The sequence below is a fragment of the Solirubrobacter pauli genome (assembly GCF_003633755.1).
GTDB lineage: Bacteria > Actinomycetota > Thermoleophilia > Solirubrobacterales > Solirubrobacteraceae > Solirubrobacter > Solirubrobacter pauli.
Genome location: NZ_RBIL01000001.1, coordinates 1,901,036 through 1,926,017, shown reverse-complemented (window position 1 = coordinate 1,926,017; position 24,982 = coordinate 1,901,036). Strand labels below are relative to the sequence as shown.

The following is a 24,982-nucleotide window of genomic DNA, read 5'->3' as shown; positions in this document are numbered from 1 at the left end:
TCAGACCCCTTTAGGTTTCTTTATCCGTTGAACGTGTCGGGGTCCGGGCCGGTGCGGTGGCCCCGGTCCAGGCCCTCGATGCGTGCGACCTCGTCCTCGGACAGCTCGAAGTCGAAGATGTCGATGTTCTCCTCGATCCGCGACGGCGTCAGGGACTTCGGGAAGACGACGTTGCCGAGCTGGACGTGCCAGCGCAGGACGATCTGGCCCGGGGTGCGGTCGTGCGCCGCGGCGATCTCGGTGATCACGGGGTCGTCGAGCACCGCGCCCTGGGCGAGCGGGCTCCAGGCCTCGGTGACGATGCCGCGGTCGGCGTGCTCGCGCCGCAGGCCCTGCTGGGTCAGGTACGGGTGCAGCTCGATCTGGTTCACCGCCGGCGTCACGCCGGTCGCGTCGACGATCTTGCGCAGGTGCTCGGCCTGGAAGTTGGAGACGCCGATCGAGCGCACGAGCCCCTGCTTCTGCGCCTCCACCAGGCCCTCCCACGCCTGCACGTAGAGGCCCTTGCCGGGCGCGGGCCAGTGGATCAGGTAGAGGTCCACGTGGTCCATCTCGAGCAGCCGCAGGCTCTCCTTCAGCGTGCCGACCGGATCGGCCTGGTCCGCGTTCCACAGCTTCGTGGTGATGTAGACCTCTTCGCGGCTCAGGCCGGAGGCGCGCACGGCCTGTCCGACCTGCGCCTCGTTCTGGTACGCCCGCGCCGTGTCGATGTGGCGGTAGCCGACGTCGAACGCGTGCAGCACGTTCTCGACGGTCTCGGCCGGCGGCACCTGGAAGACGCCGAGGCCGAACTGCGGAATGCGCTCGCCGTCCGCAAGGGTGATTTCAGGGATCTGCAAGCTCTTGGCCATATCCCCTAGGACTTACCGCGCGTACGTGAAGCGAACCCTCATCTCAGCCCACAGGCACCCAGTTGTCGGGGTCGTTCGGCGCGAACCGGACGGCGATCGTCTCGCCCGCCCGCCAGTCGATGTGGCCCGGGACGAGCAGCGTTTGCGTGCGCTGCGCGCCCGAGAGGTCGACCGTCAGCTTGACGGGATGGCGCGCGCCCACCTGCGTGCCCCAGCTGTGCTGGGCGTCCACCACCTGCGCGTTGCCGTGCGAGATCCGCGCGGCCTCGTCGCGCGCGGCTCCTGAGCGCCCGCGGCTGAAGACGACGAGCGCGACCACCGCGTCGACGACGCCGATGGCCAAGAAGACCAGGCCCATCGTCCCGAACACGATCAGGAAGGTGATGCCGAGTGGGATGAACGTCGCCGCGGTGATGCCGCAGACCAGCCCGAGGATGAAGTTGGGTCGATGCACGCTGATCATGCGCGGATGTTCTTCAACGCCTCCCGGCGGCTCAAGGGAGCTAGCTCGTGTGGCGCCCGGGCCGGGGGCGGCGCGCTCGATGAGACCCGCGCGGATCGCCTCGATCATGATGGGCATCGTGACGACGTTCACCTCACCCTTGGCCGAGAGCCTCGCGCCGGACCTGCTCGAGCGGTTCGAGCGCTACGTCCGCATCGACACGCAATCCGCCCGCGAGCGCACGCAGTCGCCGAGCACGCCGGGCCAGCTGGACCTCTCCCGCCTGCTGGTGCAGGAGCTCACGGCGATCGGGCTGACCGACGCCGGCTTGGACGAGCACGGCTACGTCACCGCGACGCTGCCGGGCACCGGCCCGACCATCGGCCTGATCGCGCACGTGGACACGAGCCCGGACGCGCCGGGCGCGAACGTCGAGCCGCTCGTGCACCGCGACCACCCCGGCGGCCCGATCGAGCTGCCGCGCGGCGGCACGGTCGTCGATGCCTCCGCGGGGGACATCGTCACCTCCTCCGGCGACACGCTGCTCGGCGCCGACGACAAGGCCGGCGTCGCCGAGATCATGGCCGCCGTCGCTCATCTCGCCGCGCACCCCGAGCTGCCCCGCCCGACGCTGCGCATCTGCTTCACGCCCGACGAGGAGATCGGCGAGGGCGCGACGCTGTTCGACGTCGAGCGCTTCGGCGCCGTCTGCGCGTACACGCTCGACGGCTCCGACCTGGGCGAGTTGCAGGACGAGACGTTCAGCGCCGAGGAGGTCGTGCTCACGATCGGCGGCGTCGACGCGCACCCGGGCTGGGCGAAGGGCGTGCTCGTCAACGCCACCCGGATCGCGGCCGAGATCGTCGCGGCGCTGCCGCCCGAGCTCACGCCGGAGCAGACCGACGGCCGGGAGGGGTTCATCCACGTCTACGAGGTCAGCGGCGGCTCCGGCCGGACGGAGATCCGCGCCATCACCCGCGACTTCGACGACGCGAAGCTGCACGCGCACTCCGCGCTGATCGAGCACACGGCCGAGGAGGTCGTCGGGCGGTACCCGGGCGCCACGCTCGACGTCCAGATCTCGCCGCAGTACCCGAACATGCGCACCTACATCGACCAGTTCCCGCAGGCCGTGACCGCGGCCGAGGAGGCGATCCGCGCCGAGGGCATCGAGCTGGTGCGCACGCCGATCCGCGGCGGCACCGACGGCTCACGCCTGAGCGCGATGGGCCTGCCGACGCCGAACCTGTTCACGGGTGGCCACGACTACCACTCGACGCGGGAATGGGCCTCGCTGCAGGAGATGGCCGCCGCCTCGGCGGTGGTGATCCGCTTGGCGGAGGTGTGGGCTCGCGATGGAGCGCCACCCCCGCGATGACGAGCGCGATCCCGAGCGCGTCCTGCAGCGACGGCACCTGGGCGAGCACGAGCAGCCCGATCACGGTCGCCGTCGCGGGCAGGAGCGACACCATCAGCGCATAGCCCGCACGGCTCAGGCGCTTCATCGCCACCTGATCGGCGACGTACGGGATCACGGACGAGCTGATCCCGACGCCGATGCCGGCCAGCAGCGCGACGGGATCGCCGAACGCGGGCAGCGCCGCCCACCCCGCGACCGGCGTGACGACCACCAGCGCCACCAGCATCGACGCGGCCAACCCGTCCACCCCGACGCCGCGTGAGGCCACGCGGTGGGCGAGCACGATGTACGCCGCGAACAACACCGCGTTGGCGAGCGCCAGCACGACGCCGAGCGGCTCGCCCGACAGGTGCACGCCGGTGAGCAGGTAGACGCCCGGCACCGCGAGCACCAGCGCGGCCGCGTTGCGGCGGGTGCGCGCGCCCAGCGCCGCCAGCGCGATTACCGGCAGGAACTCGATCGCGGCCACCGTCGCCAACGGGAGCCGGTCGATCGCCAGGTAGAAGCAGCAGTTCATCGCCGCCAGCACGGCTCCCCACGCGAGCACGTCACGGTCGCGCAGCAGCCTCCAGGGCCGGCGCCACAGCGCGAACACGACGGCCGCGGCCGCGATCCGGAGCCAGGCCACGCCCAGGACGTCCACCCGCACGAACAGGAGCACGGCGAACGCGGGCCCGAGGTAGTGGAACACCGCGCTGACGACGAAGGGGAGCCGAGCAGCCATGGTCGTACAGGATCGTCGGCGAAGGCTGCCACCGGAAGGGGTGATCGAAGCTATTCTGCACACCATGCCTTCGGAGAACGGTGCGCTCGACGCCACGAACCTTCGATTGCTCGCCGAGCTCCAGCTGGACGCGCGGATCAGCCAGGCCGAGCTCGGCCGGCGCGTCGGGCTCTCACCGCCCGCGGTCGCCGAGCGCCTCTCCCGCCTGGAGCGCGACGGCACGCTCGCCGGCTACCACGCGCAGGTCGACCCACGGGCACTCGGCTACACGCTCGCGGCGATCATCCGCATGCGCCCCGCACCGCGCCAGATCCCGAAGGTCGCCGAGGTCGCGCAGGCCACGATCGAGGTCGTCGAGTGCCACCGCGTGACCGGCGAGGACTGCTTCTACATGAAGGTCCACGTGCGCAGCGTCGAGCACCTGGAGGAGGTGATCGACCGCTTCACGCCCTACGGGCAGACGACGACGTCGATCATCCAGTCGTCACCGGTGCTCCAGCGTCCGCTGGAGCCGGCCTGACTCGACGTCGCCGGCGAGCTCGTCGATGAGCCGGCGGCTCCCGCGCCAGCCGACGACGTGCCGCTCGACCTCGTGCGGGCCGGACTTCGCGAACACCGTCCACGGCTTGCGCAGCACGACCCGTGAGAACAGGCCGACGATCAGGCCGAGCACGACGATCGTGATCTCGATCGCCAGCACGACGACGTTGAACAGCAGCAGCGCGAGGAAGACCGCCGCGATCACGCCGAACACGACGAGCAGGATCGCGCCGAAGAGGTCGTCGGCGTCGCCGAGGTCGGGGAACGGGAGGTCGGGCGTGTCGAAGCCCCCGTCGAGCGTGCGACGCGGGAACCAGCGACGCCCGAGCTTCCACCTCGACCCGTCGGGCGCTGTCGCTTTGCGGCGGAACATGAGCGTGCGAGGGTAGGCCACCTCCCTTGCCCGCGCGCCACACGCTCCCCTTCTACATCGGCGGCTTCCTCGGCCCGTTCGGCGGCGGCGTGGTCGCGGTGCTCGTCCCGCAGCTGCGCGACGCGTTCGACGCGAGCACCGCCGGCGTCGCCGCGACGATCCCCGCCTACCTCGTGCCGTTCGCGCTGCTGCAGCTCGTGAGCGGGACGATCGGCGAGCGGCTGGGCCGCAGGCGCGTCGTCCTCACCGCCTACATCGTCTACGCCCTGCTCTCGCTGGCGGCGGCCTTCGCGCCCAACCTCGAGGTGTTCATCGGCATCCGCGCGCTCCAGGGCAGCGCGAACGCGTTCCTCACGCCGCTCCTGCTGGCCGGCCTCGCCGACCTCGTCCCGCCGCGCCAGATCGGGCGCGCGATCGGCACGTTCGCGGCCGTGCAGACCGCGGCGGTCGCGCTCGCCCCGCTCGGCGGCGGCGCGCTCGGGGCGATCGACTGGCGGCTGGCGTTCCTGAGCCAGACGGTCGTCGCGCTCGCGCTGGCGTGCTTCCCGCCCCCGGACCCCGAGCAGCGCGGCGACACGCCGCGCCTGCGCGCCGTCTTCACCCGCCGCGTGGGGCTCTTGAGCGGCGCCGCGTTCGCGGGCTACGCGGGCGTCACCGGCATCGGCTTCCTGGTCGCGGTCGAGGCCGCGGACGAGTTCGGGCTCGGGTCGATCGCACGCGGCGTGCTGCTCGCGGGCTTCGGGGTCGCGGGGATGCTCGTGGGCCGGGCCGCCGGCGATGCCGTCGACCGCTTCGGCCGTACGCCGGTGAGCCTCGCCGGGATCGCGATCTGCGCCGTGCTCGTCACCGCGCTCGGCATCGCGCCGTCCGCGGTCGCGCTCGGCGCGCTGTGGTTCGCCGTCGGGCTCGGCTCCGCGCTGGTCTGGGCGGGGATCAACGTGCTGGCGGTCGAGGCCGTGCCGGGCAACCGGGCGGGCGGCACGTCGGTCGTCTCGGCCTTCAAGTTCGCGGGCAACGCGGCCGCGCCGCTGATGTGGCTGCCGCTCTACCACGCGGACCCACGGTTGGGATTCTTGGGGGCGGGCATCCTCGCCGCCGTGGCCGGACTCTTCATCGCTCCCCTGCGCATGGCACGCTAGAGGCAGTGCTCCCCCCACTCGCAAGCATCGGCGACTCGTTCTCCTCCTTCTTCGACGCCGTCGGCTCGTTCTTCTCGAACCTCGCCGGCGTGTCGTGGATCCCGCTGTTCCTCGCGCTGATCTTCTTCACGACCTACCTCACGCTGCGCGCCCGCGCGTCGTTCCACATCCTGCGTGCCGCGTACCCCGAGTCCCGGATCCAGTTCCGCCGCATCTGGGGCGCGTACTTCGCGGGGTACGGCTTCAACTCGGTCATCCCGGCCCGCGGTGGCGACGTGATCCGGCTGTTCCTGACCAAGACGTCGGTCCCGAACTCGAGCTATCCGGCGATCGGCGCCGCGTTCAGCATCGAGTTCATCTTCGACCTGACGATCGCGGTGCCCGTGCTGGCGTACGCGTTCAGCCAGGGCGTGTTCCCCAAGCCGCCGGACTTCTCGTCGCTGCCGGCGTTCGACCTGGCGTTCTTCGCCTCCAACCCGCGCTTCACGCTGTTCCTGCTGACGGCGATCGGGATCGGCGTGATGGTCGGCTTCGCGCTCCTGTCGGCGCGCGTGCGCCGGTTCTGGGAGCGGGTGCGCCAGGGCCTGACGATCATCTTCGACCGCAAGCGCTACTTCCGCGAGGTGTGGCTCGTGCAGTTCGCGGGCTGGCTGTGCCGGTTCGCCGCGTTCTGGTGCCTGCTCGAGGCGTTCCACGTCGGTGGCTCGGTGAGCAACGTGCTGCTGGTGCTCGGGGTCAACGCCGTCGCGGCGCTCGTCCCGTTCACCCCCGGCGGCGCGGGCGTGCAGCAGGCGCTGCTGGTGAAGGTGTTCGGCTCGGGCGCGACCGTCGCCGCGTACTCGGTCGGCCAGCAGATCGCGATCGCGGCGCTCACGTTCGGCATCGGCCTGGGCGCGGTCGTGCGGATCTTCCGCTTCCGGTCCTTCAAGGAGGTCATCGCGGCCGGCCGCCAGCAGCGCGACGCGGAGAAGCAGGCGGCGGCGGAAGCGTCCGTGTGATCCTGCGGGCGGCCGAGCAGCCGTACGACGGGGCCGCGCTGCTCGCCTTCCTCGTCCGGCGCATGGTGCCCGGGGTGGAGGAGTACGTCGACGGCGTCTACCGCCGCAGCCTGCCGAGCGGCGAGATCCTCGAGCTGCGTCCGCATCCGGAGGGCATGGAGGCGAGCCACGACGTCTCGACCATGCTCGACCTCGACGCGCCGGTGGCGGAGATCGCGGGCCGCCTCGGTCCGCTGTACCCGCCCGGAATGCGGGTCCCGGGCTGCGTCGACGGCGACGAGCTCGCGGTGCGTGCCGTGCTCGGCCAGCAGATCACGGTGCAGGCCGCACGGACCCACGCCGGGCGGCTCGTGCAGGCCGCGGGCGAGCCGCTGGCGCAACCGTCGGGCGCAGTGACGCACCGCTTCCCGACGCTCGCGGCGATCGCCGAGGCGCCCGACGCGGTCTTCGCCATGCCGGCCTCACGCCGCGCGACGCTCCGCTCCCTCGTCGGGCAGCCGCTCGACCGGCTCTCCGACCTGCGCGGGGTCGGTCCGTGGACGCAGACCTACGTGAACATGCGCGCGCTCGGCGACCGCGACGCGTGGCTGCCGACGGACATCGGCGTGCGGCACGGCCTGGCCGCGCGCGGGCCTGCCGACCCGGAACGGTGGCGTCCGTTCCGGGCCTACGCCGTCATCGCGCTGTGGGCTAGCTTGCCGTAGGCGCGGGGACGATGCGGATGTAGGGCTTGGGCTCCTTCCAGCCGTCCGGGTACTTCTCCTTGGCGGCGTCGTTGGAGACCGAGCCGGCGATGATGACGTCCTCGCCCGGCTGCCACTGGGCCGGCGTCGCGACCGCGTGGTTGGCGGTCAGCTGCAGCGAGTCGATCACGCGCAGGACCTCGTCGAAGTTGCGGCCGGTCGTCATCGGGTAGATGAGGACGAGCTTGATCTTCTTGTCCGGGCCGATCACGTAGACGTTGCGGACGGTGGCGTTCTGGGCCGGCGTGCGCTCGGTGGCCTCACCCTCGACGTCGGCCGGCAGCATGCCGTAGGCCTTGGCGACCTTGAAGTCGCTGTCGCCGATGATCGGGTAGTTCGGGGCGGTGCCCTGCGTCTCCTCGATGTCCTTGGACCAGCCGATGTTGTTCTCGGCCGGATCGACGGAGATGCCGATGATCTTCACGCCGCGCTTGTCGAACTCCGGCTTGATCGAGGCCAGATACCCGAGCTCGGTCGTGCAGACCGGGGTGAACGCGCGCGGGTGCGAGAACAGCACACCCCACGAGTCACCGAGCCAGTCGTGGAAGTTGATCGTGCCCTCGGTGGTCTCCGCTTCGAAATCTGGAGCCGTATCGCCAATCGTGACGCCCATCGTCTGCTCACTCCTCTAAAAGGGGTCTGGTTTTAGGGAGTTTACTCGGAGCGCGACGCAGTAGGGTCGCGCGGATGGGGTCCCGGTATCGGCTCGCGTACGGGTTGCTCGCCGCGCTCGCCGTGCTCGTCCTCGCGGCGGAGATCGCGCTCGTGGTGCGCGGGCGCGACGAGGACGAGCGGCTCGGGATGGTGCTCGACGCGGTCGGGCGCCAGTCCTGCGCGGCGGACGAGCACGCCGCCGGGTACCCGCACGCGGCCGTCAACGCGTACATCGAGTGCGGGCACACCGGGCCGGGTGTGCGCTACGCGCGGTTCACGTCCGGCCTGCAGATGCAGGACGACCTGCTCGCCGACGCCCCGAGGGCGTCGGTGTGCGTGGCCGATCGCGAGGTGCTGGTCGACTACCTGGAGGGCAGCGGTGAGTTCGCGCCGCTGTGCCGGCGGTTCGACGGCCGGATCGTCAACGGGCGGCGCGAAGGGCTGCGCCGCTTCTGGCACCGCTGATGCGCGACCGGGTGCGCACGGCGCACGGCGACGCGTGGCAGGTCCACGGCGCGTTGCGGGCCGGCGTCGCCGAGCTACGGGGCCTTCGGCTGATGGCGTCCGGGCTCGACCACCCGCAGTGGAACGACGCGGACGTGACGGCGGCGGACGCGGACGTCGCGGGTGCCGCCGCGTGGTACGCGGAACGCGGCGTCCCGTGGGGGATGCGCGTGCCGCTGGAGCTCCCGTGGGCGCACGGGCGGCACCTGTTCGTCAAGCGTCTGATGGGCCTCGAGCCGGACGCGTTCGTCCCGGCCGCGCCCGCGGACGTCCGGCCGGCGGACGACCTCGACGCGGTGGTGGCGATCGACGCCGCGGCGTTCGGCAGCGAGCCCGCCGACGGCTGGCTGGCGCCGCAGCTGGGCGCGCCGCGCTACGAGACCGCGCTCGCCTACCTCGACGGGGAGCCCGTCGGCACCGGCTACTCCGTGCGCAGCGACGGGCGCGCGGGACCCTCCCTCTACATCGCCGGCGTCGCCGTGCTCCCCACCGCGCGACGGCGTGGCCTCGGCGCCGCGCTCACGTCCTGGCTGATCGCGCGCGGGTTCGCGCGCGGCGCGACGCTCGCCCACCTGCACCCGGACGACGACACCGCCGCGCGGCTCTACGCGCGGCTCGGCTTCGTCGAGGTGCCGGGGTTCAACGTCTTCGTGAACCAGTAGTGGGCGTACGGCTCGGCGTTGAACGGCTCGGTCTCGACGTAGCCCGCTGAGCGGTACAGCTGCTGGGCCTCGGTGAGGACGCGGTTCGTCTCGAGCTGGATCGCGGTCGCGCCGCGCTCGACGGCGTGGCGCTCGAGCTCCGCCAGCAGGCGCCGGCCGACGCCCAGCCCGCGCGCCTCGGGCGCCACCCACATGCGCTTGATCTGGGGCGGATCGGCCTCCTTGAGGGCGCCGCACCCGATCGGCTCGCCGCGCAGGCGGGCGACGACGAACACGCCGGAGTCGAACGGCAGCGCGGTGCCGAGGTCGAAGCCCGCGTCGAAGCGCTCGTCGATCTCCGCGTAGTAGCGGCGCAGGCACGCTTGCGCGACCTCGCCCGCCGGGTCCTCGGGTGAGAAGTCGACGAGCCCGGCGGTCAGCAGCCGCTCGACCGTGGCCATCGCGTCCACGAGCTGGGTCGTCTGGCGCTCGCTGAGCGGAGCGAGGAGCGAGCGGGCGAGCGCGTTGCTGCGCTCGTCGAGCCGCGCGCGCTCCGCCCGGCCCGCCGCGGTGAGCGTCGCCGTGCGGCGCCGGCGGTCGGCGGCCTCCGCCTGCACCGTCATGAGCCCTTCGCCCTCGAGCGTGCGCAGCAGCCGGCTGAGGTAGCCCGAGTCGAGGCTGAGCCGCGCGCGCAGCTCGCGCACGTCGACCGCCGTGTCGACCTCCCACAGCAGCCGCGAGGCGCCGAGCGGCCGTCCGCGGTCGAGGTAGGAGTCCATCAGCACGCCGAGGCGCTCGGTCACCAGGCGGCTGAACGAACGGACCTGCTGGACGTCGTCCATATATCTGACTCTAGTCAGATATCGATGCGCTGCCAACCTGAAGGGCGGCAATGGCGCGGGCGCACGATGCAGGCATCGACTTCAGAGGGGTCGCGAAGCGCGTCGCGTTCTTCGTCATCGTGCTCGTGCTGTCCGTCGTGGCGTTCGCCGCGCTGCCCGGCGTCGGGGAGGTGCGCGACGAGTTCTCGCAGGCCGAGCCGGGTTGGATCGTCGCCGCGGGCCTGTTCCGGATCCTGTCGATGCTCGGGTTCGTGCGGGCGCTGTGGTCGGCGTTCGACCGCGTGATGCCGTGGCGGCGCGCGCTCGTGCTCGGGCTGGCCGAGCAGGGCGCGAACGTGCTGCTCCCAGCGGGCGGCGCGGGCGGTCCGGCGTACGGCGCGTACGTGTTGACCCGCCTCGGCGTGCCCGCCGACCTCGCCGCGCAGCGCCACGCCGCGCTCTTCCTCGTCACGAGCGCCGTGAGCTTCGCGGCGATCACGGTCGCGGGCACGTTGACCGCGATCGGGCTGCTGCCGGGCGACGCGGCGCTCGTGATGACGCTGCTGCCCGCCGCCGCGATCGCGGTCGTGTTCGTGCTGGCGGTGCTGTTCGGGCGCACGAACCCGCCGCACGAGCCGTCCGCGGGCAAGATCCGCCGGCTCGTGTGGCGCGTCTGGAACTTCGTCCACGGCGGTGTGCGCACGTCGATCGACCTGCTCAGCCACGGCGACCCGCTGCTCTTGTTCGGGTCGATCACGTACTTCGCGTTCGACGTCGCCAGCCTCGCCTGCATGTTCCAGGCGTTCGGCGGCGGCGCGCCGGAGCTCGGGCTGTTCGTGCTCGCCTACGCGCTCGGGCACGCGGGCGCGCTCCTGCCGACGCCGGGCGGCGTCGGCGGCACGGAGGGCGGGCTGATCGGCATGTTCGTCGCCTACGGCACGTCACTCCCGCTCGCCGCGGCCGCGGTGGTCGGCTACCGCGTCTTCCAGCTCGGGCTGCCGGCGCTGTTCGGCGCGGTCGCGCTCGTGCGCATCCAGCGCGTGCTCGCGCACCCGCCGCCGCGGGAGGTCGTCGCCGCGCGCTTCGAGGCGCACGACTGGCACTGAGTCATTCGGCGGGGTCGAGGCGCCCGGCGCGCTTCTCGCGCGCGACCCAGTTCTGCAGGGCCGTGAACGGCGCGTCCGGCGTGCCGTTGGGCCGCAGCAGCCCGGTGTTCCACTGCACGTCCGGCTGCTGGAGCAGGCCGAAGTACAGGAGCTGCGAGATCTTCGGGTTCTTGCGGGCCAGCTCGAAGGCCTGCGTGATGTAGCGGGCGCGGGTGGCGCGCGGGAAGGCGAGCGAGCCACTGGCGAAGTAGGCGAACTCGGTCAGGTGCACGGCCGGCTCGCGGCCGGACCCCGTGGCCAGCGCCTTCGCGCGGCGCAGGCGGGTGAGCGCGTTGGTGAGGCGGCTGACGGTGCCGATGGTCACGTCGTCGGTGGGGACGCGCTTGTAGGTCGGCGGGTTCTTGTAGTCGTACGGATGCAGCGAGACGGCGTCCGCGCGGACGGTGCCGCAGCCGCTGCGCTTGCGCCAGCGCCCGTCGACGCACAGCACGTCGCGCAGGAAGCGCAGCGGCGCGAACGACGCGCCGGGGCGGGCCTGCGGCGCGAGCTCGCCGAGGACGACCTCGGCCTTGCGGTCGGCCCGCTTGATCGCCGAGTACGACGCGGTGTAGATCTTGCGGTACTGGGCCGCCGCCGTGCGGGCCGGGCTCAGCCAGGAGTGCCAGTTCGGCTCGTTCCAGATGCTGTAGCGCTCGACCTTGCCCTTGTAGCGCTTGGCGACGTCGCTCGCGAAGCGCGCGAACGCCTGCGGGGAGGGGTTGCGTGTGCCGACCTTGCGCTCGGCGCTCGCCCAACGCGGCACCGGGCCGGTGAGCGTGAGCTCCACGCGCAGGCCGCGAGCGCGGGCCTCGTCGACGAGCTGGTCGAACTGCACCCAGTCGTAGCGCGGCTTCTTCGGGCGCGTGCGCTGCTCGGCCTGCTTGCCCAGCAGGATGCGCGACCAGATCATGTTCGCGCGGACCGTGGTGACGCCGATCTCCGCCGCGCGGTCGAACGCCGCCTGGCGGCCGTAGCCGATCTGCTGCAGGAAGACGGCATCGTCCTGGATGCCGATCTCCATCGTGCGCGAGGCGTGTGCCGTGGCGGGGGCCACGAGCGCGAAGAGGGCGAGCAGGATGGGAGTGAGGCGGCGGATCGTCACGACGGCGAGGGTAGCCGCCGGACCTCGTCCGCCAGGAACGGGCCGAGCGTGCGGGCGAACGCCGGCGTCACGTGCGTGATGTCCTGATACGCGAGCAGACCGCCGATCACGGGGAAGCAGCGCGTGGCGTCGCAGAAGAAGCGCGTCAGGTCGATCGTCGCCGCGCCACGCTGCCCGGCGGCGGCGATCGCGGGGTCCGGGACCAGCGCCTGGTCGCGCGGGACGGCGCAGCGCGTGCCGGGACGCTCGCCCGCGTCCTGCACGCACGCCAGCGTGTCCTCGGCCAGCTCGGGCGTGTCGCGCAGCACCACCAGCCGCTCGACCGACGCGGGGAAGCGGTCCCAGGCCGCGGACCAGTTCGCCGGGTCCTGCGTGGCCGCGTTGCGCGGGAGCCCGATCACGAACACGGTCTTGACCTCGGGGTGGCGGCGGAGCCATTCGGGCACCTCGCGCTTGAACCGCGCGCACTCGCCGAAGGTCGGCTCGGGCAGCGGGCGGCCGTCGCGCACGTACGGGCAGCCGTTGCGGGTGAGCGCGTAGCCGCGCCGGCCGAGCTGGTCCGCCATGACCGCGAACGCCGTGCGCAGCTGGCCCGCGTGGCTGTCGCCGACGAGCGCGAACGTCGTGGCGGCGTCGCTCGGGCCGAACGCGCACGGCTCGACGAGCCCGAGCGGCTCGGTCCGCTCGCACGGCGCGCTGCGGGCGCCGGCGTCCTCGCGCACGGTCGGCGGCTCCTCGCATCCGCGGTTCACGCGGGCCGCCGCCCCGACGCAGGACCCGGGGGCGGTGGCGGTGGCGGTGACCGTCGCGGTCGGCGGCGGCGCCGGCGAGTCCCCGCCGCACCCCGCGAGGCTAAGCGAAGCCGCCCAGAGCGCGGCGCAGATACGGGCTGAGCGTCTCAGCGAACCGCCGCGTGACGTGGTTGACGTCCTTGTGCACGAGTACGCCACCCACGACCGGATAGCAGCTCTTGGCGTCGCAGAAGAACGGCGTCAGGTCCACCAGCTTGAACCGCGTCGGGTCCTGCTGCGCGACCGCGGCCGCGGCGGGATCGGGCGGCAGCGCGCCCGAGCGCGGCACGGCGCACGTCCGCCCGGGGGCGCGTCGACGTGCCAGCGCGCGGCTCACGCAGCTCATCGTGGTCGTCCGCATCGACGGCGTGTCGCGGATCACGTACACCTGCTGCACGGACGGGGGCAGCCACGTCCACGCCTCCCGGAAACCCGCCACCTGCGCGCTGAACGCCGGCTCGGGATCGGGCGCGAAGTCGTCGCGGTCGGGCGTCTTCTGGGCGAGGAAGACCGTCGTGACCTCCGGGTGCCGGGCCAGCCACTGCACGACCTGCGCCTTCCACGTCGCGCAGTTGGACCGGTTCGGCTCGGGCAGCGCGTACGCCACCGTGGTCAGCGCGCAGCTGTTGAGCGACAGCTGGAAGCCGCGCCAGTGCTCGGCGCGCGCGATCCCTTGGAGCGCCGGCCGCCAGTGCGCGGCGTGGCTGTCACCGAGGAGGGCGAAGAAGCTCTGCGCGCTCGCGTCGGCCACGCCGAAGCCGCACGGCGCCACCAGCCCTTGGACCGGCAGCCGCGCGCACGGCGTGCCGCGCACGAGCGGCGCGGCGCGCACCGACGGCACGACCGTGAGCTTGAGCTTCGGGTTCGTGCACGCCTGCTCGGGGTCCCGCGCCGCGGCGCCGAAGCACTTGGGCGCGGCATTCGCCGTGCTCGGCACCGCGAACGCCGCGAGCACGGCCAACAGGAGCAGTGGCTTGATCAACGCTCCCGCAGAGTACGGGAGCGCGCGGCGCTATTGCAGGCCCTGGCGTGCTTCACGCACGAGCGTGACTGCTTCGGGGAAGACCGTCGCCATCACCGAGCGGATCTGCTGCGCTTGCTGCTCCGTCGTGCCCTGGATGTTCACCCGGTTGATGGCCGCGACGGTCATGTCGACCGCGAGCTTGATCGCGTTGTCGGCCCACTGCAGCGTCTGAGCCGACTGCATCTGCTCGGCCATCTCTTGCATCCGACGCTGAAAATCTGGGTCGTTGAAGAACCCGCCAAAGCCTTCCATGGCTCAACTGTACTGGTGGCAGAGCCCGCTGGTCCGGGTGGTGCGCTCGCGCGCCGAGCGGGACGGGCGCGGGAGCTCGCCGGCGTCCTCGGCCTCCCAGCGCGAGACCGTGCGGCGTAGCGTGGCGAAGGCCACGGCACCTGGCGCGATCGGCAGCCAGAAGGCGAAGAAGCGGTAGGCGAGCACGGCGACGATCGCGGTGCTCGGGTCGGCCCCGAAGGCGACGAACGCGCCGATCATGCCCGCGTCGACGCCGCCGACGCCGCCCGGGAGCGGGAGCGTGTTGGCGAGCGTGCCGACGAAGTACCCGACCACCAGGACGCCGACCGCCGGGGAGTCGCCGAAGGCCTCGAAGCACGCCCACAGGCAGGCGATGTCGAACGCCCACCACATCAGCGCGCCGGCCAGGCCGGCGTTGCCGCGGCGCAGCAGATGCCGCGCGCCGCGCACGCCCGCGCCCACCGGCGCGAGCCAACGCCGCACGCGGCCCTCGCCCGGCTGGACGAGCTGCGCGCTCGCGACGAGCGCGATCACCGCGCCGCCGAACAGCGCCGGGACGACCGTCAACGCGAAGGAGCCGCCCCCCGGGATCACACCGGTGTAGAGGCCGAGCCCGCCGAGCAGCAGCGAACCCATGTAGACGGAGTAGAGCAGCACCATGAACGTGGTCATGCGCGCGGCGACGTCGCGGGCCTCCATGCCCGACTTCTTCAGCGCCCAGGCCGTGAGCGCGATGCCGCCCGCGCCCGCCGACGCGAACAGGCGCGTCGCGGCGTGGCCGGCGAGGGTGATCTCGGTGCTCGCCCGGAGCCCGATCCGCGAGGAGTCGCCGTCGGCGTCGATCGAGACGGCGCGGAACAGGATCGCGTGCCCGACGAACGAGAGCGCCTCGAGCACGAGCGCGAACAAGAGCCAGCCGAGATGGCCGGTCGTCAGCTTCGACCAGACATCGGGGAGATCGGCCAGCGCGGGAGCGATCACGACCAGGCCGGCGACCATCACCGCGCTCGCGACGACGAGCACGACGATCTGCCGTGGGGAGACGCGCCCGAGGGGAGAGCGCTCAGCAGTGTCGACTACGGCCATGTACCGAATGGTCGTCGGAACGCGACCGGGTTCCCAGACGGGAGGCCCGCCCCTTTAAAGTCGGGTTATCCGTAGTTGTCCTGCAGCCACTCGGTGCGATGGACCAGCGCGGGTCCAGCGACCGGAAGCGCCGCGACACCGTCGAGTGCTCGCTGCGGGAGCAGTGCGAGCCCGTGGCCGGCGGCGACGAGGGCGAGCAGGCCGGCGACGTCCGAGCCCTCGTAGGTGAGCGCCGGGCGGAAGCCTTCGGCGCGGGCGAGGGAGGCGAGTTCAGGAAGCGGGGCACAGATCTCAGGAGCGTCGATCCAGCGTGCATCGACCAATACTTCCATTTGTATAGCATGGCCCGCGAGCGGGTGGTCGAGGGGTGCCGCGACCGCCAGCGGCTCCTCCTGCGAGCGGGCGACGCGTGCGCCCGTCTCGGGCAGTCGGAGCGGGTCGTTGGGCGCCGCCACGCCGTCGACGACGCCCGCGTCGAGCTCCCCCACCGCGACCGCACGGGCGATCGCGTCGCGCGCGCCCACGCGCACGGTCACCGCCAGGGCCGGCGCGACCAGCTCCGCCGCGAAGCCGGCGGCCAGCGGCGTCGCCCCGATCCGCAGCTGCGACGGTGGGCCGGCGGCCACCCGGGCCACGTCGGCGCGCGCCGCGTCGAGCCGCAGCAGGATCGGCTCCGCGTGCTCGAGCAGCCGCGCGCCCGCCTCGGTCACGCCGACCGGACGGCGCGTGAGCAGCGGCACGCCGACGTCGCTCTCCAGCACCGCGATGTGCTGCGACACGCCCGACTGCGTGTAGCCGAGCTCACGCGCAGCGGCCGAGAACGAGCCGAGCCGCACAACGCGCACGAAGGTCCGGAGGAAGCGAAGGTCCATCAGCGGATGTGATCGTAACCCGCGAAATCATCGTTGGACGTGAACGCGTGCAGGCGCGACGATCACGGCCCATGACCGCCTCCGCCAAAGTCGCCCTGGTCGGCGACCGCTCGCCGACCGTCCGCGCCCACGGGCGCATCCCGCTGGTGATCGACGCGCTCCGCCGCCGCGACGGCCTGGTGCTCGACCCGTACTGGATCGCGTCCACCGACGCGGAGGACCTGGAGCGCTTCGACGGCGTCTGGGTCGTCCCCGGCAGCCCCTACGAGGACCGCGAGAAGGTGATCGCGGCCGTCGGCGTCGCGCACGAGCAGGGCATCCCGTTCCTCGGCACCTGCGGTGGCTTCCAGCACGCGATCCTGCACCTCGCGCGCGAGCTGGCGGGGATCGAGGACGCCGACCACGCGGAGTACGGGGAGCACGCGACCGACGTCATCGTGCCACTCGAGTGCAGCCTCGTCGGCCACGAGGGCGTGATCCGGTACACGCCCGACACGCTGATCGCCCGCATCGCCGGCGTCGACCAGCGGCTCGAGCGCTACCACTGCTCCTACGGCATCGCGCCCGAGTACGTCGCCGCGCTCGAGGCCGCCGGCGTCGTCTTCGGCGCGCACGACGAGGACGGGGCCCCGCGCGCGCTCGAGCTCCCCGAGCACAGGTTCTTCCTGGGGACGCTGTTCCAGCCGGAGCTCGCGGGCGACGGCACGCGCGCGCACCCGGTGATCCGCGCGTTCGCCGAGGCGGTGGTCAGCCGAGCGCGGGCAGCGCAGCCCGTGTGACGCGTGCGGACAGCTCCGGCTCGAGCCCGCGCGAGGACAGGTCGTCGAGCGTGACGACGCCCTGCACGACGCCGCCTTCGACGACGACCAGCCGGCGGACGCCGTGGCGGACCATCCGCTGCGTCGCCTCCTCGACCTCCATGTCCGGCTCCGCCCGGATCACGGGCGAGGAGGCGTGCTCGGCGGCGCGGTCGTCCCACGGGCGACCCTGCGCGACGACCGACAGGACGATGTCGCGGTCGGTGATGAAGCCGACCGGGCGGCCGTCGACGGCGACCAGCACCACCGAGCCGACGTTGCGCGAGCGCATCAGGCCCGCGACCTCGCGCACCGAAGTGTCCGGGCTCGCGGTGACCGCGCCCTCTGTCATGACCTCGCCGACCAGCATCGAGCGCGAGTGTACCCTTGCGCGACCGTGGCCTACAGGAGCGCAGCACAGGTTCGCAACACCCGCCGGCTCGAGGCGCTGATCCGGCTCGCGGCGCCCGCGCTGGACATCGTCCTGTACGCCGGTGACAAGGCGTCCCGCGTGGTCGGCCGCAACCAGATCGGGCCGGAGCCCGCGCGCCGTCCCGGTCTTCCGCCGGGCACGCGCCACTAGAGTGTCCCCGGACGTGGCCGCCGTGACGCAGGATCCAGAGAAGACGCTCGCTTGGGAGCGACAGCACCGCATCCGCGCCGCCATCGCGGCGATCATCGGCGCGGTCGGCCTGCTCGTCTACTACATCGCGTTCGAGCGCCTCCGGAGCGGCTACCCGTCGATCAGCGGGCTGGACTCGCTCGAGCGGCTCGGCAACGGCAGCAACGTCGTCACCAAGCTTCCGTCGCTGCGCCTGGAGGAGTTCCAGTACCTCCAGGACAACCAGCTGACGATCATCCTGATCGGCGTCGGCGCCTTCATCGGCTACTGCGGCATGGCGTGGGCCGCCGGCTTCCTCGCGGTCGCCACCCGCGCGCGCACGCCCGAGTTCCGCAAGTTCCTGATCTACATCCCGATCATCGGCGGCGTCACGCTCGCCGTCGGCACGCTGATCTACCGGGTGTCGATCGTCGTGCTGGCCGGCGAGTTCATGGACGGCCCGCGCACCGTCGCCGAGGCGACCCAGCTGCAGACGGGCACGCAGCAGTTCGCGCAGATCCTCAACGCGCTGGGCGGCCTGCTGCTCGCGGTCGGCCTGGTCTTCGTCTCGCTCAACGCGATGCGCGTCGGCCTGCTCACGAAGCTGTTCGGCTACCTCGGCATCGTCGCCGGTGCCATGCTCGTCGTCTTCCCGCTGCCCGTCGTCCAGGTGTTCTGGCTCGCCGGCATCGGCTTCCTGCTCATCGGCCGGTTCCCGGGGGGCGATCCTCCGGCCTGGCGAACGGGTAAAGCGGAGCCGTGGCCCAGTGCGGTCGCGGCCGCCCAGGCGCGCGCCGAGCGCACCGGTGCCGCACCCGCGACGCAGCCCGCGGTGCCGAAGACGGCGCCGAGCGGCGGTCGCAGCAAGCGGAAGAAGCGTCACTAACACTCAGGGGAGGAGATCGCATGGCGACGCTCGAGGACCAACTCGAGGAGCTGCTGGACCAGGAGACGTTCTCGCCACCGGACGGCTTCAAGGAGCAGGCCGTCGCCGGAGACCCTGCGATCTACGACCAGGCCGAGGACTACGAGGCGTTCTGGGCCCAGCGCGCCGAAGCGCTGCACTGGGACACCAAGTGGGACCAGGTGCTGGACTGGTCGAACCCGCCGTTCGCCAAGTGGTTCGTCGGCGGCAAGCTCAACGTCGCCTACAACTGCGTCGACCGGCACGTCGAGGCCGGCAACGGCGACCGCGTCGCCTACCACTGGCTCGGTGAGGAGGGCGAGCAGGTCGACATCACCTACGCCGACCTGCACCGCGACGTCCAGAAGCTCGCCAACGCGCTGACCGACCTGGGCGTCAAGAAGGGCGACGTCGTCGCGATCTACCTGCCGATGATCCCCGAGGTCGTCGTCTCGATGCTCGCGTGCGCGCGGATCGGCGCGATCCACAACGTCGTCTTCGGCGGCTTCAGCGCCGAGTCGGTCAAGGAGCGGATCGAGTTCTCCGAGGCCAAGACGCTGATCACGGTCGACGGCGCCCGCCGCAAGGGCAAGACCGCGCCGATCAAGGAGACCGTGGACGAGGTCATCGGCGACCTCGTGGACACGATCGTCGTCGTCGAGAAGACGGGCAACGGCGCGCCGCTCAAGGAGGGGCGCGACCACTCGTACGCGCAGCTGCTCGAGGCCGCCGCCGACGAGCACACGCCCGAGCCGATGGACGCCGAGGACCCGCTCTACATCCTCTACACGTCCGGCTCGACCGCGAAGCCCAAGGGCATCCTGCACACCACCGGCGGCTACCTGACCGGCGTCGCCTACACGCACAAGGCCGTCTTCGACCTCAAGCCGGAGCACGACATCTACTGGTGCGCGGCCGACGTCGGCTGGGTCACCGGGCACAGCTACATCATCTACGGCCCGCTCGCCAACGGCGCGACGTCGGTGATGTGGGAGGGCGCGCCGGACTACCCCGCCAAGGACATCTGGTGGGAGATCGTCGAGCGCTTCAAGGTGACGATCATGTACTGCGCGCCGACGGCGATCCGCGCGTGCATGAAGTGGGGCGTCGAGCACCCTGAGAAGCACGACCTGTCGAGCCTGCGCCTGCTGGGCACGGTCGGCGAGCCGATCAACCCGAAGGCGTGGCTCTGGTACTGGAAGGTGATCGGCGGCGGGAAGGCGCCGATCGTCGACACGTGGTGGCAGACCGAGACCGGCTCGATCATGATCACGACGCTTCCGGGCCTGCTGGACGCGAAGCCCGGCTCCGCGGGCAGACCGTTGCCGGGCATCGAGGCGGCCGTCGTCGACGACGACGGCAACGACGTCGACGAGGGCCAGGGCTACCTGATCCTCAAGCGCCCGTGGCCGTCGATGCTGCGCACCCTCTACAAGGAGGACGACCGCTTCATCGAGACGTACTTCTCCAAGTTCGGGAAGGACACGTACCTCGTCGGCGACGCCGCGCGCAAGGACGAGGACGGCTACTTCTGGATCATCGGCCGCATCGACGACGTGGTGAACGTCTCCGGCCACCGGCTCTCCACCGCGGAGGTGGAGTCGGCGATCGTCTCGCACCCGAAGGTGGCCGAGGCCGCGGTGATCGGCCAGGCCGACGAGGACACGGGCCAGGCGATCACCGCGTTCGTGACGCTCGAGGGCGCGAACGACGACGGCGACGACGCGCTGATCGAGGAGATCCGCGCCCGCGTCGCCGACCGCATCGGCAAGTTCGCCCGTCCCAAGCGCATCATCTGGGCGGGCGACCTGCCGAAGACCCGCTCGGGCAAGATCATGCGCCGCCTGCTGCGCGACATCGCCGAGGGTCGCGAGCTCGGCGACGTCACCACGCTCCGCGACCCGGACGTGATGGCGCAGCTGGAGGGCAAGATCAAGGAGCGGGACGCGAGCGGCGAGGGCTAGCGCCCCCGCTTGACGGTGATCGTGGTGGTGGCGGGCGTCGGGTCGCCGACGGCCGCCACTCGGAACGTGTACGTGCCGGGCCTGAGCCGCTTGAAGGTCGCGGGCGACGTGCAGGTCTTGTAGACGACCTTCTTGCCGCGCGCCGTCAGCGCGCAGCGGAAGGTCTTCGCCCCGCCCGTCGCGGTGAAGCGGAACGTCGCCATCCGCTGCTTGACGGTCTTCTTGCCCATCCGCGTGTCCGGTCGCGGGACGGGCGCCGGCTGGGCCGTGGGCACCGGACCCGGCCGGGTGATGGGCGGGCTGGAGACCGGGGTGGCTTCCGGCGTGGCCGGCGGTGTCGGCGAGGCGGTGGCCGTCGGGGTCGGCGTCGGCGTGGGGGTGGCCGTCGGGGTCGGCGTCGGCGTGGGGGTGGGCGCCACGGCGACGGTGAACGTGGCGGTCACCGTCCGGCTGCTGCCGATCGTGGTCGTGCATGCACCGGTGCCCGAGCAGCCAGGTCCCGACCAGCCCGTGAACGCGGACCCGGCCGCGGGGGTCGCGGTGAGGGTCACGGTCGTCCCCTCGTCATACAGGGCCGAGCAGGTCGTTCCACAGTCGATGCCGGCCGGGGCGCTCTTGACCGTCCCGGCGCCACTCCCGGCCCTCGCCACGGTTAGCGCCGCGGTACGGACGAACGCCGCGGTGACGTTCGTGGCGGCGATCACGTCCACCTGGCAGGTGCCCGCGGTGCCCGCGCAGGCGCCGCTCCAGCCCGCGAATCGCGACCCTGGCGCGGCGGTCGCCGTGAGCGTCACCGTGGTGCCGTCGGCGAGGGTGGCGCTGCAGGTGGCGCCGCAGTCGATCCCGGCGGGCGCGCCGGTCACCGTGCCGTCGCCCGTCTTCGTGACGGTCAACGTCCCGTCGGGCGCCGGCGCGGCCGTCGTCACCATGCCGACCGAGTTCACGGCGACGCACGACGCCGCCGAGACGCAGCTCACGTCGACGAGGTTGTGGTTGGGCGTGTCGGCGGTGCGGACCGCCCACGTGCTCGGGTCGGCCGGCTGGGTCGAGGAGTACGCGAGCGGGGAGAGCGCGGAGCCGCCGACCGCGACGCAGAAGGTGCTGGGCAGGCACGTCAGCGCGGTGTGGAGGAGGCCCGCCTGAGGGATGGTGGTCATCGACCACTCGAACGGCGGCGCGGAGGGTGTGGTCGTGGTGTGGACCCGGCCGCCGTCGTCCAGTGCCGCGCAGAAGTCCGGCGACGGGCACGAGATCCCGACGATGCCGCGGGGAAGCCCCAGGTCCGGGGGCGTCTGGAAGGTGGCCCAGGCGCCGGCGCCGTCCGCCGGGCGGGTCGAGGTCCGGAGCCGGCCGCCGGTGGCGTGGCTGACGACGCACAGCGACGCCGACGCGCAGGCCACGGTCTTGAGCGGCGTCCCGAGGATCAAGGCGTAGCGTGACCAGGCGGCCGCGCCGCCGGTGGGGTTCGTGGACACGGCGACCCAGCCCTGCGTGTCGACGGCGAGGCAGAACGAGGCGGTCGGGCAGGAGATCCCGGACAGCGTCCGCGCGTCGGCGATCTGGGTGATCGTCCACGCGCCCGCAGCCGTCGGCGTCGTGGACCAGACGAGGTTGCCGGACGCGTCGACCGCGAAGCACAGCGACGCGCTCGGGCAGTCGATGTCCCGCAGGTCGTGGCCCGCGGCTGCCATCCGCCCCGTCCAGGTCCCGGTCGGGTTCGAGGCCGTCAGCACGCGACCCGCGGTGTCGGTCGCGGCGCAGAAGCCGGAGGGCAGGCAGTCGACGGCGGTGAGCGAGTTCGTCCCGGAGATCTGCGTGCTGGTCCAGGCGCCGCCGGTCGAGACGTACCCGTGGCCCCCGCCGTCGCCGACGACGCACAGCGCGGCCGACGCGCAGCCCACGACCGCGGGGCTGGAGCCCAGGTCCGTTCCGCTCCACGCCGGCGCGCCGCCCGCCGGGTTCGTGGTCGTGATCACCTTCTGCGCCCACAGGACGGTGGCGGCGCAGAACGTCGTGCTCGGGCAGTCGATCTCGGTGATGGACTGGGTCTCGAATGTCGTCGGGGTCCAGGCGCCGGTGCCGCCGGTCGGATTCGTCGAGGTGTAGATCTGGCCGGCGAAGCCCACGGCGACGCAGAGGGTCGCCGAGGGGCACGACACGTCCGACAGGCCGGCGCCCTCGAGCGAGGTCCTCTGCCAGGCGCTCGCGCCGCCGGTCGGGTTGGTCGAGGTCAGGACGTTGCTTCCCGCGTCGATCGCGACGCACAGCGACGCCGTCGGACACGAGACGTCCCACAGCAGGTCGACGCCCGCGACACGGGCCCGCGTCCACGCGCCCGCGCCGCCGGTCGGGTTCGTCGACGTGACGATCCGGCCGCCGCTCCCCACTGCGGCGCAGAACGTCGTCGTCGGGCACGAGACACCGCCGAGGAACGCGCCGTCGGCCACGTTGGCCGTCGTCCAGGCGCCGGCGCCACCGGTCGGGGCGGACGTGGTGATCACCTCGCCCCAGCGCGTGACGGCGACGCAGCGGGTCGCCGAAGCGCAGTCGATCCCCGTCGGGCCCTCCGACGTGCTGATGGGCGTCGGCGTCCACGTCCCCGCCGCCGGGTCGGTCGCGGTGACCGCGCGCCCTTCGGCGTCGACGCCCACGCACAGCGACGTGGTCGGGCAGGAGAGGCCGTCCAGGCGATGGCCGTTGGCGAACGGGGCGGCGCCGTCGATCTGCTTCGGCGCCGACCACTGGAGGCCCGGCGGGCCCGCAGAAGCGACGGCCGGGAACACGAGGAGCAACGCGCACGTCAACAGCAGCGCGCGGAACGAGGGCGAGGAGAGGAGCACGTCCTCGACCCTTTCGCGTGACCGCACCGCCGACAATCGGGCGATCCCTAGACGCGGACCCTAGGGTTTCGGGAGCGTCACCGTGACGATCAGCCCGCCGCCGGAACGGGGCAGCAGCTCCAGCGTGCCCCCGTGCACCTCGGTGATGCGCGCGACGAGCGCCAGGCCGAGGCCGTGGCCGCCGCCCGCGGTGCGGCCGCCGCCGCGCAGGAACGGCTCGACCAGCCGCTCCGGCGCCTCGATCACCGGCCCGGCGTTCTCCACCCGCAGGGTCGAGCCCGCCGTGCTCACCTGGATGTCGCCGGTGCCGTGCTGGTGCGCGTTGCGCACGAGGTTCTCGACGAGCTGGGTGAGCAGCTCGGGGTCGCCGAGCACCGGTGCGGGCCGCAGGTCGCCGTCCACGCCGAGCTCCCGCACGACCTCCGCGAGGTCCAGCGGCTCGAAGGCCGCGGTCACGGCGTTGGCGTCGGCGAGCCGCAGCAGCGCCTCGGTGAGCGAGATCGCCCGCGCGTTGGTGCGCTGCAGGCGCTGCAGCAGCTCCGAGTCCTCCTCGGCGCGCGCGACGTCGAGCATCGTGGCCGTGACCGTGAGCGGCGTGCGCAGCTCGTGCGAGGCGTTGGCGGCGAAGCGCTCCTGGCTGGTGAAGGCGTCGTCGAGGCGCTCGAGCATGTGGTCGAAGTTGTCGGCGAGCGCCTTGAACTCGTCGCTGCGGCCGGCGAGCCGGATCCGGTGGTCGAGCTTGCCGGTGGCGGCCAGCCGTGCCGCCTCGTTGATGTCGGTGAGGGGCCGCAGGATCCAGCCGGCGAGGAACCAGCCGCCGGTGAGGCCGATCGCCGCGAGCGCGACCAGCATCACCGTCGAGGCCTTCACCGTCAGGTCCAGGAGCTCCTGCCGTGACGGCGCGGTCGGATCGTCACGCGGGTTGGACGCGGTGAGCGGGTAGTTCGGGAACTCGTGGATGATCACCCAGACGGCGACCGCGATCACCAGTCCGGCGGCGACGAGGAACGCGGCGTAGCTGAGCGTCAGCCGCAGCCGCGCGCTCATGGCGCGGCGAGCCGGTAGCCCGCACCCGGCACGGTGACGATCAGGTCGGGCTCGCCGAGCGCCTTGCGCAGCGTGGACATCGTCACGCGCGGCGCGGTCGTGAACGGGTCCGCGTGCTCGTCCCACGCCTTCTCGAGCATCGTCTCTGCGCTCACGACGCCGCCGTCGGCGCGCAGCAGCAGCTCGAGCACCGCGAACTGCTTGCGCGTGAGCTTGACGTAGCGCCCGTCGCGGTAGACCTCGCGCCGGAACGGGTCCAGCCGCAGGTCGGCGAACTCGAGGATCGGCGGCGCGGAGGTGGGCGGCCGGCGGGCGAGCGCGCGCAGCCGCACGAGCAGCTCGGCGAACGCGAACGGCTTCGGCAGGTAGTCGTCCGCGCCGAGCGCGAAGCCGTCGAGCTTGTCGCGCAGGCGCGCGGCGGCGGTGAGCATGAGGATGCGGACCTCGGGGTGCTCGCGCGCGACCGTCTCCGCCACCTGGTCGCCGTGCGTGCCCGGGAGGTCGCGGTCGAGCACGAGCACGTCGTAGTCGGTGATCGCGAGGCGCTCGAGGGCGGCGTCGCCGTCGAGCGCGATGTCGGCGGCGATCGCCTCGCGCCGGAGCCCGGTCTGCAGCGCTTCCGCCAGGTACAGCTCGTCCTCGGCGATCAGCACACGCATCCGGATCCAGGGTAGGCGCGGCGACGTTGCGAAAACGTGTGCGGTTTC

Annotated in this window: 27 protein-coding genes and 1 pseudogene; 12 read left to right on the top strand and 16 right to left on the bottom strand. The window is 72.5% G+C overall.

The features are described 5' to 3' along the window. Window positions 1-20 precede the first annotated feature (20 nt). Together C8N24_RS09120 and C8N24_RS09115 are read right to left on the bottom strand one after the other, a co-directional pair. Entirely contained in the window at window positions 21-851 is an 831-nt protein-coding gene (locus C8N24_RS09120) for an aldo/keto reductase (protein ID WP_121249745.1), read from the bottom strand. Window positions 852-894: 43 nt separating this feature from the next. Beyond that, window positions 895-1,446, bottom strand: a complete 552-nt coding sequence (locus tag C8N24_RS09115; RefSeq protein ID WP_147447710.1) for a hypothetical protein — start codon at window positions 1,444-1,446, stop codon at window positions 895-897. Here C8N24_RS09115 and pepT point away from each other — a divergent pair. Continuing rightward, window positions 1,394-2,587, top strand: a pseudogene (gene pepT / locus C8N24_RS09110) (peptidase T); the annotation flags it as partial. The gene C8N24_RS09115 and the pseudogene pepT overlap by 53 nt on opposite strands. Here the strand turns inward: pepT and C8N24_RS35540 are convergent. Next, window positions 2,544-3,503, bottom strand: coding sequence for an EamA family transporter (locus C8N24_RS35540; protein WP_425474456.1), 960 nt, complete (start codon window positions 3,501-3,503; stop codon window positions 2,544-2,546). The pseudogene pepT and the gene C8N24_RS35540 overlap by 44 nt on opposite strands. Between C8N24_RS35540 and C8N24_RS09100 the strand changes: the two genes are divergently transcribed. Further along, window positions 3,502-3,957, top strand: a complete 456-nt coding sequence (locus C8N24_RS09100) for an Lrp/AsnC family transcriptional regulator (RefSeq protein WP_121249742.1) — start codon at window positions 3,502-3,504, stop codon at window positions 3,955-3,957. The two genes, C8N24_RS35540 and C8N24_RS09100, sit on opposite strands and share 2 nt — an antisense overlap. Here C8N24_RS09100 and C8N24_RS09095 read toward each other — a convergent pair. Then, window positions 3,922-4,350 carry a hypothetical protein gene (locus tag C8N24_RS09095; RefSeq protein ID WP_121249741.1) on the bottom strand — a complete coding sequence of 143 codons (429 nt, stop codon included), beginning with the start codon at window positions 4,348-4,350 and terminating at the stop codon, window positions 3,922-3,924. The two genes, C8N24_RS09100 and C8N24_RS09095, sit on opposite strands and share 36 nt — an antisense overlap. Window positions 4,351-4,376: 26 nt before the next feature. Here C8N24_RS09095 and C8N24_RS09090 point away from each other — a divergent pair, with 26 nt between their 5' ends. Genes C8N24_RS09090 through C8N24_RS09080 form a run of 3 tightly spaced genes read left to right on the top strand, consistent with a single transcriptional unit; the run spans window position 4,377 to window position 7,191 of the window. Then, window positions 4,377-5,489 carry an MFS transporter gene (locus C8N24_RS09090; protein ID WP_121249740.1) on the top strand — a complete coding sequence of 371 codons (1,113 nt, stop codon included), beginning with the start codon at window positions 4,377-4,379 and terminating at the stop codon, window positions 5,487-5,489. Between the two features lie 5 nt (window positions 5,490-5,494). Then, the gene (locus C8N24_RS09085) at window positions 5,495-6,487 is read left to right on the top strand and encodes a lysylphosphatidylglycerol synthase transmembrane domain-containing protein (RefSeq protein ID WP_121249739.1); all 993 of its coding nucleotides are present in this window, start codon (window positions 5,495-5,497) and stop codon (window positions 6,485-6,487) included. Beyond that, on the top strand, window positions 6,484-7,191 hold the full coding sequence (locus C8N24_RS09080; RefSeq protein ID WP_121249738.1) for a DNA-3-methyladenine glycosylase family protein: 708 nt from the start codon (window positions 6,484-6,486) through the stop codon (window positions 7,189-7,191). The genes C8N24_RS09085 and C8N24_RS09080 overlap by 4 nt, the downstream gene beginning before the upstream one ends. Here the strand turns inward: C8N24_RS09080 and C8N24_RS09075 are convergent. Beyond that, complete coding sequence (locus C8N24_RS09075; RefSeq protein WP_121249737.1) at window positions 7,178-7,843, bottom strand: peroxiredoxin; 666 nt, start codon at window positions 7,841-7,843, stop codon at window positions 7,178-7,180. The genes C8N24_RS09080 and C8N24_RS09075 overlap by 14 nt on opposite strands. A 74-nt stretch (window positions 7,844-7,917) precedes the next feature. Between C8N24_RS09075 and C8N24_RS09070 the strand changes: the two genes are divergently transcribed. Further along, the gene (locus tag C8N24_RS09070; RefSeq protein ID WP_147447709.1) at window positions 7,918-8,349 is read left to right on the top strand and encodes a hypothetical protein; all 432 of its coding nucleotides are present in this window, start codon (window positions 7,918-7,920) and stop codon (window positions 8,347-8,349) included. Further along, window positions 8,349-9,050: a GNAT family N-acetyltransferase gene (locus tag C8N24_RS09065; protein WP_121249735.1), complete on the top strand. Its 702-nt coding sequence runs from the start codon at window positions 8,349-8,351 to the stop codon at window positions 9,048-9,050. Before C8N24_RS09070 ends, C8N24_RS09065 begins: the two co-directional genes overlap by 1 nt. Here C8N24_RS09065 and C8N24_RS09060 read toward each other — a convergent pair. Beyond that, complete coding sequence (locus C8N24_RS09060) at window positions 8,993-9,871, bottom strand: bifunctional helix-turn-helix transcriptional regulator/GNAT family N-acetyltransferase (RefSeq protein WP_121249734.1); 879 nt, start codon at window positions 9,869-9,871, stop codon at window positions 8,993-8,995. The two genes, C8N24_RS09065 and C8N24_RS09060, sit on opposite strands and share 58 nt — an antisense overlap. Before the next feature lie 50 nt (window positions 9,872-9,921). Between C8N24_RS09060 and C8N24_RS09055 the strand changes: the two genes are divergently transcribed. Then, complete coding sequence (locus tag C8N24_RS09055; RefSeq protein WP_121249733.1) at window positions 9,922-10,956, top strand: lysylphosphatidylglycerol synthase domain-containing protein; 1,035 nt, start codon at window positions 9,922-9,924, stop codon at window positions 10,954-10,956. Between the two features lies 1 nt (window position 10,957). On the opposite strand, the gene C8N24_RS09050 is transcribed toward C8N24_RS09055, so the two are convergent. From C8N24_RS09050 to C8N24_RS09025, 6 genes are all read right to left on the bottom strand, one after another. Further along, window positions 10,958-12,097, bottom strand: coding sequence for a cellulase family glycosylhydrolase (locus C8N24_RS09050; RefSeq protein WP_121249732.1), 1,140 nt, complete (start codon window positions 12,095-12,097; stop codon window positions 10,958-10,960). After that, window positions 12,094-12,849: an SGNH hydrolase domain-containing protein gene (locus tag C8N24_RS33800; protein WP_170178961.1), complete on the bottom strand. Its 756-nt coding sequence runs from the start codon at window positions 12,847-12,849 to the stop codon at window positions 12,094-12,096. Before C8N24_RS33800 ends, C8N24_RS09050 begins: the two co-directional genes overlap by 4 nt. Window positions 12,850-12,949: 100 nt before the next feature. After that, window positions 12,950-13,870, bottom strand: a complete 921-nt coding sequence (locus C8N24_RS09040) for an SGNH hydrolase domain-containing protein (protein ID WP_147447708.1) — start codon at window positions 13,868-13,870, stop codon at window positions 12,950-12,952. A 30-nt stretch (window positions 13,871-13,900) separates the two neighbouring features. Beyond that, the gene (locus tag C8N24_RS09035; RefSeq protein WP_121249730.1) at window positions 13,901-14,164 is read right to left on the bottom strand and encodes a hypothetical protein; all 264 of its coding nucleotides are present in this window, start codon (window positions 14,162-14,164) and stop codon (window positions 13,901-13,903) included. A 3-nt stretch (window positions 14,165-14,167) separates the two neighbouring features. Next, entirely contained in the window at window positions 14,168-15,250 is a 1,083-nt protein-coding gene (locus C8N24_RS09030; RefSeq protein WP_121249729.1) for a lysylphosphatidylglycerol synthase transmembrane domain-containing protein, read from the bottom strand. Between the two features lie 65 nt (window positions 15,251-15,315). Continuing rightward, complete coding sequence (locus C8N24_RS09025) at window positions 15,316-16,122, bottom strand: LysR family transcriptional regulator (protein WP_121249728.1); 807 nt, start codon at window positions 16,120-16,122, stop codon at window positions 15,316-15,318. Window positions 16,123-16,193: 71 nt separating this feature from the next. On the opposite strand from C8N24_RS09025, the gene C8N24_RS09020 reads away from it, so the two are divergent. Continuing rightward, complete coding sequence (locus C8N24_RS09020) at window positions 16,194-16,901, top strand: CTP synthase C-terminal region-related (seleno)protein (RefSeq protein ID WP_121249727.1); 708 nt, start codon at window positions 16,194-16,196, stop codon at window positions 16,899-16,901. Here the strand turns inward: C8N24_RS09020 and C8N24_RS33795 are convergent. After that, window positions 16,870-17,289 carry a CBS domain-containing protein gene (locus C8N24_RS33795; RefSeq protein WP_170178960.1) on the bottom strand — a complete coding sequence of 140 codons (420 nt, stop codon included), beginning with the start codon at window positions 17,287-17,289 and terminating at the stop codon, window positions 16,870-16,872. The genes C8N24_RS09020 and C8N24_RS33795 overlap by 32 nt on opposite strands. Before the next feature lie 27 nt (window positions 17,290-17,316). Here C8N24_RS33795 and C8N24_RS33790 point away from each other — a divergent pair, with 27 nt between their 5' ends. From C8N24_RS33790 to acs, 3 genes are read left to right on the top strand one after another with little or no spacing between them, the layout of a single operon-like run. After that, window positions 17,317-17,502 carry a hypothetical protein gene (locus tag C8N24_RS33790; RefSeq protein ID WP_170178959.1) on the top strand — a complete coding sequence of 62 codons (186 nt, stop codon included), beginning with the start codon at window positions 17,317-17,319 and terminating at the stop codon, window positions 17,500-17,502. 13 nt (window positions 17,503-17,515) lie between these two features. Beyond that, the gene (locus tag C8N24_RS09010; protein WP_170178958.1) at window positions 17,516-18,406 is read left to right on the top strand and encodes a hypothetical protein; all 891 of its coding nucleotides are present in this window, start codon (window positions 17,516-17,518) and stop codon (window positions 18,404-18,406) included. A 20-nt stretch (window positions 18,407-18,426) separates the two neighbouring features. Then, window positions 18,427-20,388: an acetate--CoA ligase gene (gene acs / locus C8N24_RS09005; protein ID WP_121249724.1), complete on the top strand. Its 1,962-nt coding sequence runs from the start codon at window positions 18,427-18,429 to the stop codon at window positions 20,386-20,388. Here the strand turns inward: acs and C8N24_RS35335 are convergent. Genes C8N24_RS35335 through C8N24_RS08970 form a run of 3 tightly spaced genes read right to left on the bottom strand, consistent with a single transcriptional unit; the run spans window position 20,385 to window position 24,934 of the window. Then, window positions 20,385-23,228, bottom strand: coding sequence for an InlB B-repeat-containing protein (locus tag C8N24_RS35335; RefSeq protein WP_170178957.1), 2,844 nt, complete (start codon window positions 23,226-23,228; stop codon window positions 20,385-20,387). The genes acs and C8N24_RS35335 overlap by 4 nt on opposite strands. Before the next feature lie 60 nt (window positions 23,229-23,288). Next, window positions 23,289-24,275 carry a sensor histidine kinase gene (locus tag C8N24_RS08975; protein WP_121249719.1) on the bottom strand — a complete coding sequence of 329 codons (987 nt, stop codon included), beginning with the start codon at window positions 24,273-24,275 and terminating at the stop codon, window positions 23,289-23,291. Continuing rightward, on the bottom strand, window positions 24,272-24,934 hold the full coding sequence (locus C8N24_RS08970; RefSeq protein WP_121249718.1) for a response regulator transcription factor: 663 nt from the start codon (window positions 24,932-24,934) through the stop codon (window positions 24,272-24,274). Before C8N24_RS08970 ends, C8N24_RS08975 begins: the two co-directional genes overlap by 4 nt. Between the last annotated feature and the right edge of the window lie 48 nt (window positions 24,935-24,982).